The sequence below is a fragment of the Pseudomonas paraeruginosa genome (assembly GCF_003025345.2).
Lineage (GTDB): Bacteria > Pseudomonadota > Gammaproteobacteria > Pseudomonadales > Pseudomonadaceae > Pseudomonas > Pseudomonas paraeruginosa.
In genome coordinates, this window is sequence record NZ_CP020560.1 from 1,678,940 (window position 1) to 1,691,526 (window position 12,587).

Consider the following 12,587-nt stretch of genomic DNA (forward strand, 5'->3'; position numbering starts at 1 on the left):
CTCGTCTCGTCCTCAAGGGCAGTCGGGGGGGAAGGGGAGCCAGGTCAGAGGTTCTCCGCGGGTATCCGCGCGCTGTCCGCCGGCGCGCTCTTCGCGCGCTTCCTGCGCTTGTTCACCAGCGGCGGGCACTTGTCCTGGTCGTGGTAGGTCATCTGGCAGTCGAGGCAGTAGTGGCATTCGTTGGCCTCGATGCGGCCGTCGGGATGGATCGCCTGGATCTCGCATTCGCGGGCACAGAGCTGGCAGGGCTTGCCGCATTCCGCGCGGCGCTTGAGCCAGTCGAACAGGCGCGCCTTGGCCGGTATCGCCAGGGCCGCGCCCAGCGGGCAGAGGTAGCGGCAATAGACCTTGCGGGTGAACAGGTTGACCGCCAGCAGCGCGACGGCGTAGGCGACGAACCACCACTGGCGGTCGAAGCCGAGGGTGATGGCGGTCTTGAACGGCTCCACCTCCGCGGCCTGCTCGGCCAGCGCCAGGGATTCCAGGGACAGGCCGAAGAGCACCAGCAGGATGATGTACTTGATCGCCCAGAGCCGCTCGTGCACGGCGAACGGCACCTGGAACTGCGGCACGCGGAGCTTGCGCGCGAGTTCGTTGAGCAGTTCCTGCAGCGCGCCGAACGGGCACAGCCAGCCGCAGAACACGCCGCGGCCCCAGAGCAGCAGGCTGGCCGCGGTGAAGGTCCAGAGGATGAACAGCAGCGGGTCGCTGAGGAACAGCTCCCAGCGGAAGCCTTCGAACAGCGCGTGGACGAAGGTCAGCACGTTGACCACCGACAGCTGGCCGAGGCTGTACCAGCCCAGGTAGACCAGGGTGAACGCCAGGTAGCCGGTGCGCAGTCGCTGCATCAGGCGCGGCCGTCGCACCAGGCGGTCCTGGAGGAAGAGGATCGCCAGGAGCAGGAGGAGGGCAGTGCAGAGGACCCTGATCTGGAAACTCTTCTGGTACCAGACCCGCAGCCACAGCGGCCGGGCGGCCTCTTCCAGGGCGGCCAGCTCCTCCGCCGTTGGCTGCGGCCGTTCCAGGTATTGCTCGGGCGTCTGGCAGGCCAGCTCGAAGCTGGTGAATACCCCCGCCACCGGGCCGGTCTGGCGCCGCACGAGCAACTCCAAGGTCCAGGGCGAGCCCGGATCGAAACGCTGGCTGGCGCGGGCGACGAAGATCGCCATCTCGCGGAACTCCGGCATGCCTTCGGCGTAGACGTCCGACAGGCGCTGGTAGTCGAGGTCGCGGAAGCTGATGATGTCGCCGAACTGGCGCAGTTGGACCCGATCGAAGATGCCGCCGCGCACGTAGCCGGAACCCTTGAAGGAATACTCGCCATCGCCGAGCACGACGAAGGCGTATTCGCCTGGCTTCAGCGACGCCATCAGTTCGCGGTACTGGTTGTCGCCGAGCAGGCTGCGGCCCACCGCGGGAGGGTTGAGCAGGGCGCTGTAGAGATCGATGAACGGCTCGTCGCGGTGCGCCGCGTCGGCTTCGCCGATGCCTTCGGCCTCGCTGCCCTTGAAGGCGTCGTCGATCTGCCCGCGACTCAACTGAAGGCGGCGGATCGCGCCGTTGCCGAGCAATTCGCTCCAGCTCGCCGTCGCTGCCGGTTGCTGGCGCACCTGCGCCGGCTTGGGTCGCACATTGCCGCGGTCCTCGAGCAGGCCGAGGGAAACCGCCACCGTATGCGCGGCGCGCATGACGATCTCGTTGACCACCATCACCGTCACCGTGGCGCCGCTCACCGCGTCGACGGTCACCGCCTGCGGGTCGCTGGAGCGGCCGACCACCACCCGCTGGTCGGCGTGCACGCCGGCGTACCTGGCGCTGAAGGCGTGCAGCTTCTCTTCCGGGATGCCGATCAGCAGGATCGGTTCGTGGTGTTCGAGGACGTAGGCGTCGCGGATCACCGCCTGAGGATCGAGGATCACCTGCAGGTTGATCGGCTTGCCGGAATAGGCCGGGATGTCGGTGACGCGGAGAGTCTGGAAGGCGTAGCCGAGGGTTTCCTCGCCCTTGCTCAGGCGGCGTACGCCGTAGTCGCCTTCGGGGTCGCCGATCCGCTCGACCGCGGGGAATACCTGGGCGATGCGCAGACGCTCCAGCTCGCCGAGTTCGGCAGCCTGGGCGGCGAGGCCGACCAGCAGGAGCATCCAGGCGAAGACACACCGCCACGATCCGGCGGAAAAACGAAGGGCGCGCATAGGTTCCATCTACTACTGGCTACCGGCGGAAAAAGGGACGCCGCGCTGCGGTGGGGCCTGCGCCTGGCGGTGGAATCGCTTCCGTTGCGGGATGCTAGGAGGGGCGGGTGCGGAACGCGCTTGATGAAAGTCAAGAAGTGCGGATGAGGAGCAAGCGAGGTCGCTGGCAGTGCGTCTCCCCTCTCCCTTCAGGGAGAGGGGAAAAGGGCTGCCCGGGGCTCAGGCCAGGCGCTGCCCGGATACCGCCGGATGGTACAGCGGTTGCACCTTGTTGCCCGCCGGGTCGAGCAGGTGGAAGCTGCGCGCGCCGTCGCCATGGTCGAAGGGTTGGTCGAGCAGGGTCACGCCCAGCGCCTTCAGGTAACGGTACCAGGCCTCCAGTTCCTCCACGCTGTCGACGACGAAGCCGTAGTGGTCCATGGTCTGCAGGCCGTTGCTGGCGGCGTGGGCGCGGCCGAGGGACAGGTTGTCGTTGCCGCAGGTGAGATACACCAGGTCTTCGTTGGCGCGGTTCAGCACTTCCATGCCCAGCACGTCGACATAGAAGCGCTCGCATTCTTCCAGGTTGGGCACCAGCAGGGCGAGGTGACGCAGGCCGTTGAGGCGGGAGGGGCGGGCAGGGCGGTCGGACATGGGCTTGCTTCCTTTTTTGTATACAATAATTCTATAAATCTAAAACAAAAGGAAGTTTCCGTGTACTGCATCTTTATCAAGACCCGCCTCCGGCCCGGCTGTGCCGAGGCCTTCATCGATGCCATCCAGGTCAACGCCGCCGCTTCCGTGTCCACCGAGCCCGGCTGCCTGGTGTTCGACGTTTCCCGCGACCGACAGGACCCTGACCTGGTCTATCTGTACGAGATCTATCGCGATGACGCGGCCTACGAGGCGCACACCCGCACCGCGCATTTCCGCGACAGCCGGCCGTTGGTCGAGCCGCTGATCCTCGAGCAGGAAGTCTTCGAAAGCGACGCGCTGGCGCTCAATCCGCTGCGCTGAAAAGGCTCAGCTGCCGCGGGCGACGTCGAGCACGCGGATCAGGTCCGGACGCGGGTAGTGCCAATGCACGTCGAGGTCCCACAGGCGCACCCCGTAGCGGCGCCCGGGCTCCGGCTTCTGGTAGGCCGGACGCGGGTCCTGGGCCAGGCATTGCTCGATCAGCTCGGCCACCGGCTGCTCCAGGCGCTGGCCGTGCTCGTGGGCCTGGCGCCGCGCCTGGTCGCTCCATTCCACGGCGATGCCCGGCGGCGGCGCGGCGGCGATGCCGTTGCGGGCATCGGCCACGGCGTCGGCGTAGGGGACGTAGGGCTTGATGTCGAGCACCGGGGTGCCGTCGAGCAGGTCGATCCCGGACAGCCACAGGCGCCCCGGCTCGAAGCGTTCCAGGCGTACCACCGACTGACCGATGCCGTTCGGCCGGTGGGTGGCGCGGGTGGCGAAGACCCCCAGCGAGCGGTTGCCGCCCAGGCGCGGCGGGCGCACCTTCAGCCGCGGCTTGTCTTCCAGGGCCTGGTGGAAGAGGAACAGCAGCCAGACGTGGCTGACCTGCTCCAGGCCCTCCAGCGCTTCCGCCTGGTCGAACGGCGGCAGCAGTTCCAGCGTCCCCGCGCCGCCGGCGCGAGCAGGGGCTGGCGCGGGATGGCGAACTTCTCCATGAAGCAGGAACGGATGTGGCCGATGGGGGAGACGCTGTGGGTCATGGCGATGGGCGCAGAACGGTAGGGGACCGCCATATTACCCGGCGCGCCGCCGACGCCGCAGCAGGTACAGGTAGACGACCAGGTTGAGCAGCAGCACGATGCCGCCGAGCATCCACTGCAGTGCCGGGGTCAGGCCGGCGGGGTAGATCAGCGGCAGCAGGTAATGCTCGACGAAGCCGCCGTCGTAGCCGGCGTCCCCGGCGGCGTGGCGCAGGCGGTTTTCCCAGGGGGTCAGCGGGCACAGCAGGCCGAGGAACTCCACCGCGCAGCCCCAGGCCACCGCCGGCAGGTGCAGCCAGGCCAGGCGTGGCCAGCGCAACAGCAGCAGGCCGCCGAACAGGACGAAGAGGATGAAGCCCAGGTGCAGCCAGACCAGGGCGTCGGCGGCCAGGCGATAGCTCATCGGCTCTCCAGGGGGCGGACCCCGCGCGCTCCCACGTGGCGTAGAAGCGGTATCCGCCGCGGCTACAGGGTCGGCGGATAACCGTTCTGCGATTGTTGGCCTAGATCATGGTCTGGCCACATATAAAGAAAAAGCCGGCGAATGCCGGCCATTTCGAGCGAGACGCGTGGGCTTCGGCGCTCAGGCCTGGGCCAGCTCCGCATCGTGTGCGATCAGGGCGACCAGCGCGTTCTGCTGACGGTGGGTCAGCTGGCGGAAACGCTGCAGCAGCTCGCGCTCGTGCAGGCTGAGTTCCGGGCTGTCCAGGCGAACACCGAGATTGTCTTGCAGCGCCCCTTCCTGGAGCAGGCTCTGCTCGAGTCGGGCGATGATCTCGGAGTTCATGCTGCGGTGATGGCTGCGAGCGACTTCTGCGATCTGCTCACGCATGCCTTCAGGCAGACGAACGACGAATTTGTCAGCGGTACGGCTGGAGTAGGTAGGAGTTGCCTGTTTCAGTGGGCGCATACATTGAACCTGTAGAGTCAGGGAAAAGCGGTGCCGAGGAAGCGTTCATTGTTCTCGGGCCCTATGACCACGATTTCCGCTAGCCGTTCAGTCTGTCATTTCGGAAACAACAATTAGTTGACGTCAATTGTGCGTTGCATGACGGCGTTTTGCCAGTACCAGCTATCCGAAATGCGAGCAATTCAGCAAAAACCCAGCCTTTTACTGGGTTACCGGCATGGGCCTTCCGATCACCGCCCGTTCAACGGATTGTCACCCGACTGTCATCGTCGCTTCACTGGCCTGACACAGACTCCTCCTATCTTGGTCTACACCAGATGGCGTCGCTGGCGCCTTCGTGCAACCTATCGAGAGGGGAGAGCGATGAGCGCGGTGATCCGTGTCGATAACCTGAACAAGACCTTCGCCCGCAAGCAGGCGCTGTTCAACCTGAAGCTGGACATCCGCAAGGGCGAGATGGTCGCGTTGATCGGTGCGTCCGGCTCCGGCAAGTCCACCCTGCTGCGCCACGTCGCCGGTCTGGCCCGCTGCGACCGCGACAACGGCGGCAGCATCGAGGTGCTCGGTCGCCGTCTGCAGGAGTCCGGCCGCCTGAGCGGCGAGGTCCGCCGCCTGCGCGCCGACATCGGCTATATCTTCCAGCAGTTCAACCTGGTCAACCGCCTCAGCGTGCTGGACAACGTCCTGCTCGGCTTTCTCGGCCGCATGCCGCGCTGGCGCGGTTCGCTGGGCCTGTTCAGCGCCGAGCAGAAGCGCCAGGCCCTGGAAGCGCTGGCGCGGGTCGGGCTGGCCGATTTCGCCGGGCAGCGCGCCTCGACCCTCTCCGGTGGCCAGCAGCAGCGCGTGGCCATCGCTCGCGCCCTGACCCAGAAGGCCGAGGTGATCCTCGCCGACGAACCGATCGCCTCGCTCGATCCGGAGTCGGCGCGCAAGGTGATGGACATCCTCGCCGACATCAACCGCCACGATGGCAAGACCGTGGTGGTGACCCTGCACCAGGTCGACTACGCGCTGCGCTATTGCCCGCGCGCGGTGGCCCTGAAGGGCGGACGGATGCTCTTCGACGGCAGCAGCGAGCAGCTCTCGGAAAGCTTCCTAAACGAACTCTACGGCGCCGAAGGCGACACCCCGCTGCTGTTTTCCGACCGCGCCCGGCGCGGCGCGGCGAGCCAGGCGGAGCTGAGCCTCGCGCACGCCTGACGTCATTCGGAACGCATAGAAACCCGCCAAACCCTGCCCAGGAGTTCTCTCCATGTTGAAACGCTTCAGTCGTGTGCTCGCGGCTTCCGCCCTGCTCGCCGGCTCCCTCGCCGGGATGGCGCACGCCGACCAGCCGGTGATCAATTTCGGGATCATCTCCACCGAGTCCTCGCAGAACCTCAAGAGCATCTGGGAACCCTTCCTCAAGGACATGAGCCAGCAGACCGGCTACCAGGTGAAGGCCTTCTTCGCCCCCGACTACGCCGGGATCATCCAGGGCATGCGTTTCGACAAGGTCGACATCGCCTGGTACGGCAACAAGGCCGCCATGGAAGCGGTGGATCGCGCCCACGGCGAGATCTTCGCCCAGACCGTCGCCGCCAGCGGCGCGCCGGGCTACTGGAGCCTGCTGATCGTCAACAAGGACAGCAAGATCGACAACGTCGAGGACATGCTGGCGAACGCCAAGAGCCTGACCTTCGGCAACGGCGATCCGAACTCCACGTCCGGCTACCTGGTGCCCGGCTACTACGTGTTCGCCAAGAACAACGTCGATCCGGTCAAGGCCTTCAAGCGCACCCTCAATTCCAGTCATGAGGTCAACGCCCTGGCGGTGGCCAACAAGCAGATCGACGTCGCCACCTTCAACACCGAGGGCATGGAGCGCCTGGAGCTGACCCAGCCGGAGAAGGCGAAGCAGCTCAAGGTGATCTGGAAGTCGCCGCTGATCCCGGGCGACCCGCTGGTATGGCGCAACAACCTCTCCGACGAGCAGAAGAACAAGCTGCGCGACTTCTTCTTCAAGTACGGCGCCAACGCCGAGCAGAAGAAGGTCCTCGCCGACCTGCAGTGGTCGAAGTTCCAGGCCTCCGACGACGACCAGCTGCTGCCGATTCGTCAGCTCGAGCTGTTCAAGCAGCGCACCGACGTGGCGAACAACGCCAACCTCGGCGCCGAGGAGAAGGCCGCCAAGCTGAAGGCCCTCGACGAGGAGCTGGCCAAGCTGGAGAAACGCATGGCCGAGCGCGAGCAGAAGACCGCCGCCAACGCCGGCTGAGCCACCCCGGGCGCGGCCGGCGCCGCGCCCCACCCGATTCGCCAATACCGCTGTCGAGATTCCCGATATGAGCACTCTGAGCACCGCCGCCGCTGCGGCCGCCACCGGCAAGCCATCCTGGGGGCGCCTGTTCGGCTGGGGCCTGTTCCTCGCCATCCTCGCCTGGTCCTGGAAGGGCGCTGAAATGAACCCGGCCGTGCTGTTCCGCGACGCCGGCAACATGGCGACCTTCGCCGCCGACTTCTTCCCGCCGGACTTCGGCAACTGGAAGCTCTACCTCAGCGAGATGCTGGTCACCGTGCAGATCGCCTTGTGGGGCACGGTGCTGGCCATCGTCTGCGCCATCCCGCTGTCGATCCTGGCATCCGAGAACATCGTGCCCTGGTGGGTCTACCAGCCGGTGCGGCGGGTGATGGATGCCTGCCGTTCGATCAACGAGATGGTCTTCGCCATGCTCTTCGTGGTCGCTGTCGGCCTGGGCCCGTTCGCCGGCGTGCTGGCGCTGTTCATCAGCACCACCGGGGTGCTCGCCAAGCTCTTCGCCGAGGCGGTCGAGGCCATCGACCCCGGCCCGGTCGAGGGTGTCCGCGCCACTGGCGCCAGCGCCCTGCAGGAAGTCATCTTCGGGGTCATCCCGCAGGTCCTGCCGCTGTGGATCTCCTATTCGCTGTACCGCTTCGAGTCCAACGTGCGTTCCGCCACCGTGGTCGGGATGGTCGGCGCCGGCGGCATCGGCGTGATCCTCTGGGAAGCCATCCGCGGCTTCCAGTTCGGCCAGACCTGCGCCGTGCTGATCGTGATCATCGTGGTGGTGAGCCTGATCGACGTTCTGTCACAACGCCTGCGCAAGCTGTTCATCTGACGACGCGAGGAGGGCGCCTGGTGCGCCCTTTCCAAACCATGCACTTGTCTAGACAAAGCGAACCGCTGTACCGCGAACTGGCCGAACGGCTGCGCCAGGAGCTGCTGGCCTACCGCCCCGGCGACTACCTGCCCGGCGAGATCCAACTGGCCCAGCGCTTCGCGGTGAACCGCCATACCCTGCGCCGGGCGCTCGACGAACTGGTGCTCGAAGGCCGCGTGCTGCGCCGCCAGGGCAAGGGTACCCAGGTCCTGGAGGCGCCGACGATCTACCCGATGGGCGCGGCCAATGCCTACACCGAGTCGCTCTCGGCCCAGGGCCACCGGGTCGAGGCCCGGCTGCTGGAGGCGCGCCAGCGTCCGGCCGGCGTCATCGAGGCCACCCACCTGGGGCTCGGCGAGGGCGGGCGGGTACTCGAACTGACCACCCTGCGCCATCTCGACGGCCAGCCGGTGAGCCTGATCCGCCATTGCTACGCCGTTTCCCGCCGCGAGCTGCTCGCCGACTACCAGGGCGGTTCGCTGCGTCGCTACCTGGCCGACCGAGGCCTGCCGCTGACCCGCACCTACAGCCTGATCGGTGCGCGCCTGCCCAATCGCGAGGAGGCGGCGCGCCTGCTGATGCCCCGGCACGCGCCCCTGCTCACCGTCCTCACCCTGTCCCGCGACCGCGCCGGCCAACCGGTGGAACTGGCCCAGTCGATCAGCCGCGCCGATCGCTTCCAGTACCAGGTCGCCCCCTAGGAGAAGCCCATGACCGCCTTGCATTCCGATCCCACCATCGCCGCGCGCCAGCGCTGGATGGGCGTGCTCGCCCGCGCCCGTCGCGAGGAGCTGGACGCCCATGCGGACGCCCTGCGCGATGCCGACTACCACCTGCTGCGCGCGGCCGAGACCGGCATGACCCTGGTGCGCGGGCGCATGGGCGGCACCGGCAGCCCGTTCAACCTCGGCGAGATGACCGTGACCCGCTGCGTGGTCCGCCTCGGCGACGGACGCACCGGCTACAGCTACATCGCCGGGCGCGACAAGCGCCACGCCGAACTGGCCGCCCTGGCCGATGCGCACCTGCAGGGCGCCGACGCGGCGAGCTGGCAGGCGCGCCTGATCGAACCGCTGGCCCGTACCCAGGCCGAGCGCCGTGCCGCCCTGGAGGCGGAAGTCGCCACCACCAAGGTGGAGTTCTTCACCCTGGTCCGAGGAGAAGATTGATGACCAGCGCTTCGCTTCCCAGCCCGGCGGATACCGCCGCGCTATTGCAACCGGCGTTCCAGGATCCGGTCCTGGACGCCCAGCGGAGCTTCCGCGCGGCGCTCAAGGCGCTCGCCGAACCGGGCCTGGTGCGCAACCTGGACCGCGCCCCGGCGCTGGCCGCGTTGCAGCCGGCCAGCTACGCGCTGTGCCTGAGCTTCCTCGACTCCGACACCCCGCTGTGGCTGGCGCCCGGCCTCGACAGCCCGGCGCTGCGCGCCAACCTGGCGTTCCACTGCGGCTGCCCGATCGTCGCCGAGCGCGAGCAGGCGCTGTTCGCCCTGCTCGACGAAGGCGAGCTGGACGACCTGAGCGGTTTCGACAGCGGCAGCGATCGCTATCCGGACCAGTCCTGCACCTTGCTGATCCAGCTGGCGGGCCTCGACGGCGGCGCCCCGCTGGAATGGCGCGGGCCGGGCATCGCCGAGGTACGCCAGGTGGCGTTGCCGGTGGGCCCCGGTTTCTGGCGACAGCGCGCCGGGCGCAACGAATTCCCCAGGGGCCTGGATGCCTTCTTCGCCGCCGGCGAGCGCATCCTCGGCCTGCCACGCAGTACCCGGGTCAGCGGACCCGTCGAGGAGGTGGCCTGATGTACGTAGCCGTCAAGGGTGGCGAGAAGGCCATCGACAACGCCCATCGCCTGCTGGCGCGCAAGCGTCGCGGCGACCGCGCGCTGCCGGAGCTGTCGGTGGAGCAGATCCGCCAGCAGATGCCGCTGGCGGTGGCGCGGGTGATGACCGAAGGTTCGCTGTACGACGAACAATTGGCGGCGCTGGCGATCAAGCAGGCGGCCGGCGACCTGATGGAAGCGATCTTCCTCCTGCGTGCCTACCGCACCACGCTGCCGCGCTTCGCCGCCAGCCTGCCGCTGGATACCGCCGGGATGCGCCTGCAACGGCGGATCTCGGCGACCTACAAGGACTTGCCCGGCGGGCAGTTGCTCGGTCCGACCTTCGACTACACCCATCGCCTGCTCGACTTCAGCCTGCTCGCCGAGGGCGAGCATCCCGGCCCCGAGGTGGAACCCGGCGCGACCCTGGAGCCCTGTCCGCGGGTGCTCGACCTGCTCGGCCGGGAAGGCCTGATGACCCCGGAGCAGGAACTGCCCGGCGCGGTGCCGGACATCACCCGCGAGCCGCTCGAGTTCCCCAGCGGGCGCGCCCAGCGCCTGCAGGCCCTGGCCCGCGGCGACGAGGGCTTCCTTCTCGCCCTGGGCTATTCGACCCAGCGCGGCTACGGGCGCAACCATCCGTTCGCCGGGGAGATCCGCATTGGCGCCTGCGAGGTCTGGCTGGAGCCCGAGGAACTCGGCTTCGCGGTGCCGGTGGGCGAGATCGAGGTCACCGAGTGCGAGATGGTCAACCAGTTCGTCGGTTCCCGCGAGGAGCTGCCGCAGTTCACCCGTGGCTACGGCCTGGCCTTCGGCTACGCCGAGCGCAAGGCGATGGGCATGGCCCTGGTCGACCGCGCGCTGCGTGCCGGCGAATACGGCGAGGAGGTGGTGTCGCCGGCGCAGCAGGAGGAGTTCGTCCTGATGCACTGCGACAGCGTCGAGGCCGGCGGCTTCGTCTCGCACCTCAAGCTGCCGCACTACGTCGACTTCCAGTCCGAGCTGGAGCTGATCCGCAAGTTGCGCCGCCCCGGCGCCGCCGATCCCGCCCAACCCACCGTCCAGGAGACGCGCGCATGAGCCTTTCCGCGCAAGCCGGCGTCGCGCCGGAACAGGGCTACAACTTCGCCTACCTCGACGAGCAGACCAAGCGCATGATCCGCCGCGGCCTGCTCAAGGCGGTGGCGATCCCCGGCTACCAGGTGCCCTTCGGTGGCCGCGAGATGCCGCTGCCCTATGGCTGGGGCACCGGCGGCATGCAGGTGACCGCGGCCATCCTCGGTACCGACGACGTGCTCAAGGTGATCGACCAGGGCGCCGACGACACCACCAACGCGGTGTCGATCCGGCGATTCTTCGCCCGCACCGCCGGGGTCGCCACCACCGAACGGACCCCGGAGGCGACGGTGATCCAGACCCGCCACCGGATCCCGGAGACCGCCCTGAGCGGCGAGCAGATCATGGTCTACCAGGTGCCGATTCCCGAGCCGCTGCGCTTCATCGAGCCGTCCGAGGCGGAGACCCGGACCATGCATGCGCTCGACGACTACGGGGTGATGCACGTGAAGCTCTACGAGGACATCGCCACCTTCGGCCATATCGCCACCAGCTATGCCTACCCGGTGACGGTGGACGAGCGCTACGTGATGGATCCCTCGCCGATTCCCAAGTTCGACAACCCCAAGCTGGACATGAGCCCGGCGCTGATGCTGTTCGGCGCCGGCCGCGAGAAGCGCCTGTACGCGGTGCCGCCGTTCACCCGGGTGGCGAGCCTGGACTTCGAGGACCATCCCTTCGAGGTCCAGCGCTGGGAGGAAAGCTGCGCCTTCTGCGGCAGCCACGAATCCTACCTGGATGAACTGATCGTCGACGACCGTGGCGGCAAGCGCTTCGTCTGTTCCGACACCGATTACTGCACGCAGCGGCGTGCCCGCCAGGAAGGGGAGGACGCGCAATGAACGCGCTTTGCGAATCCATCGATGCGAGCCTCGACGCGCGCGACCGGCCGCTGCTCTCGGTGCGCGGCCTGAGCCGCCTGTACGGGCCGGAGAAGGGCTGCCAGGACGTCGACTTCGATCTCTATCCCGGCGAGGTGCTGGGCATCGTCGGCGAGTCCGGCTCGGGCAAGTCGACCCTGCTCTCGCTGCTCTCCGGGCGCTGCCCGCCGGACGCCGGCACGGTCGCCTACCGTGACGCTGGCGGCCGCTGGCTCGACCTCTACGCCGCCAGCGAGGCCGAGCGGCGCACCCTGCTGCGCACCGAGTGGGGCTTCGTCGAGCAGAACCCGCGCGACGGCCTGCGCATGGGCGTTTCCGCCGGCGCCAACATCGGCGAGCGGCTGATGGCCCAAGGCGTGCGCCACTATGGCCGGCTGCGCCAGGCCGGGCTGGACTGGCTGGCGCAGGTGGAGATAGACCCGCTGCGCATCGACGACCTGCCGCGGACCTTTTCCGGCGGCATGCAGCAGCGCCTGCAGATCGCCCGCAACCTGGTTTCCTCGCCGCGCCTGGTGTTCATGGACGAGCCCACCGGTGGCCTCGACGTGTCGGTGCAGGCGCGCCTGCTCGACCTGCTGCGCGGGCTGGTGCGCGAGCTGGACCTGGCGGTGGTGATCGTCACCCACGACCTGGCGGTGGCGCGCCTGCTCGCCGACCGCCTGATGGTCATGCGCCGCTCGCGGGTGGTGGAAGCCGGCCTCACCGACCAGATTCTCGACGATCCGCAGCATCCGTACTCGCAGTTGCTGGTGTCGTCGGTCCTGCAACCCTGAGCCGAAGCGTCGGCGCCGGTCCATGCGGCGGGCGCCCGG

14 protein-coding genes and 1 pseudogene are annotated in these 12,587 nt (G+C 68.0%); 10 read left to right on the forward strand and 5 right to left on the reverse strand.

Translation table 11 applies throughout. The annotated features are described in order from the left end of the window. Positions 1 to 44: 44 nt before the first annotated feature. Both nosR and B7D75_RS08050 read right to left on the reverse strand, forming a co-directional pair. Positions 45 to 2,192, reverse strand: a complete 2,148-nt coding sequence (gene nosR, locus B7D75_RS08045) for a transcriptional regulator NosR (RefSeq protein ID WP_107113906.1) — start codon at positions 2,190 to 2,192, stop codon at positions 45 to 47. A gap of 219 nt (positions 2,193 to 2,411) precedes the next feature. Next, positions 2,412 to 2,825: a VOC family protein gene (locus B7D75_RS08050; RefSeq protein WP_003098688.1), complete on the reverse strand. Its 414-nt coding sequence runs from the start codon at positions 2,823 to 2,825 to the stop codon at positions 2,412 to 2,414. A gap of 60 nt (positions 2,826 to 2,885) precedes the next feature. Here B7D75_RS08050 and B7D75_RS08055 point away from each other — a divergent pair, with 60 nt between their 5' ends. Further along, positions 2,886 to 3,188, forward strand: a complete 303-nt coding sequence (locus tag B7D75_RS08055; RefSeq protein WP_003091811.1) for a putative quinol monooxygenase — start codon at positions 2,886 to 2,888, stop codon at positions 3,186 to 3,188. 6 nt (positions 3,189 to 3,194) lie between these two features. Here B7D75_RS08055 and tsaA read toward each other — a convergent pair. From tsaA to amrZ, 3 genes and pseudogenes are all read right to left on the reverse strand, one after another. Further along, positions 3,195 to 3,889, reverse strand: a pseudogene (tsaA, locus tag B7D75_RS08060) (tRNA (N6-threonylcarbamoyladenosine(37)-N6)-methyltransferase TrmO). 34 nt (positions 3,890 to 3,923) lie between these two features. After that, positions 3,924 to 4,292 carry a DUF2784 domain-containing protein gene (locus B7D75_RS08065; protein ID WP_012074866.1) on the reverse strand — a complete coding sequence of 123 codons (369 nt, stop codon included), beginning with the start codon at positions 4,290 to 4,292 and terminating at the stop codon, positions 3,924 to 3,926. 180 nt (positions 4,293 to 4,472) lie between these two features. Beyond that, a complete protein-coding gene (amrZ, locus tag B7D75_RS08070) occupies positions 4,473 to 4,799 on the reverse strand; it encodes a transcriptional regulator AmrZ (protein ID WP_003091802.1) in 327 nt (108 codons plus the stop codon). 363 nt (positions 4,800 to 5,162) lie between these two features. Here amrZ and phnC point away from each other — a divergent pair, with 363 nt between their 5' ends. The 9 genes from phnC to phnK all read left to right on the forward strand — a co-directional run bounded on the left by phnC (position 5,163) and on the right by phnK (position 12,548). Further along, a complete protein-coding gene (gene phnC, locus B7D75_RS08075; RefSeq protein ID WP_003153332.1) occupies positions 5,163 to 5,999 on the forward strand; it encodes a phosphonate ABC transporter ATP-binding protein in 837 nt (278 codons plus the stop codon). A gap of 52 nt (positions 6,000 to 6,051) precedes the next feature. Then, positions 6,052 to 7,056, forward strand: coding sequence for a phosphonate ABC transporter substrate-binding protein (phnD, locus tag B7D75_RS08080; protein ID WP_034081842.1), 1,005 nt, complete (start codon positions 6,052 to 6,054; stop codon positions 7,054 to 7,056). 67 nt (positions 7,057 to 7,123) lie between these two features. After that, the gene (gene phnE / locus B7D75_RS08085) at positions 7,124 to 7,918 is read left to right on the forward strand and encodes a phosphonate ABC transporter, permease protein PhnE (protein WP_003153337.1); all 795 of its coding nucleotides are present in this window, start codon (positions 7,124 to 7,126) and stop codon (positions 7,916 to 7,918) included. Positions 7,919 to 7,938: 20 nt separating this feature from the next. Then, positions 7,939 to 8,661, forward strand: coding sequence for a phosphonate metabolism transcriptional regulator PhnF (phnF, locus tag B7D75_RS08090; protein WP_079741079.1), 723 nt, complete (start codon positions 7,939 to 7,941; stop codon positions 8,659 to 8,661). 9 nt (positions 8,662 to 8,670) lie between these two features. Then, the gene (gene phnG, locus B7D75_RS08095) at positions 8,671 to 9,129 is read left to right on the forward strand and encodes a phosphonate C-P lyase system protein PhnG (RefSeq protein WP_012074869.1); all 459 of its coding nucleotides are present in this window, start codon (positions 8,671 to 8,673) and stop codon (positions 9,127 to 9,129) included. Continuing rightward, positions 9,129 to 9,758, forward strand: coding sequence for a phosphonate C-P lyase system protein PhnH (gene phnH / locus B7D75_RS08100; protein WP_034081839.1), 630 nt, complete (start codon positions 9,129 to 9,131; stop codon positions 9,756 to 9,758). The genes phnG and phnH overlap by 1 nt, the downstream gene beginning before the upstream one ends. Then, positions 9,758 to 10,858, forward strand: coding sequence for a carbon-phosphorus lyase complex subunit PhnI (locus B7D75_RS08105; RefSeq protein WP_003153345.1), 1,101 nt, complete (start codon positions 9,758 to 9,760; stop codon positions 10,856 to 10,858). The genes phnH and B7D75_RS08105 overlap by 1 nt, the downstream gene beginning before the upstream one ends. After that, positions 10,855 to 11,736, forward strand: coding sequence for an alpha-D-ribose 1-methylphosphonate 5-phosphate C-P-lyase PhnJ (locus B7D75_RS08110; RefSeq protein WP_033996596.1), 882 nt, complete (start codon positions 10,855 to 10,857; stop codon positions 11,734 to 11,736). The genes B7D75_RS08105 and B7D75_RS08110 overlap by 4 nt, the downstream gene beginning before the upstream one ends. After that, complete coding sequence (gene phnK, locus B7D75_RS08115; protein WP_034081837.1) at positions 11,733 to 12,548, forward strand: phosphonate C-P lyase system protein PhnK; 816 nt, start codon at positions 11,733 to 11,735, stop codon at positions 12,546 to 12,548. Before B7D75_RS08110 ends, phnK begins: the two co-directional genes overlap by 4 nt. The last annotated feature ends 39 nt before the right edge of the window (positions 12,549 to 12,587 follow it).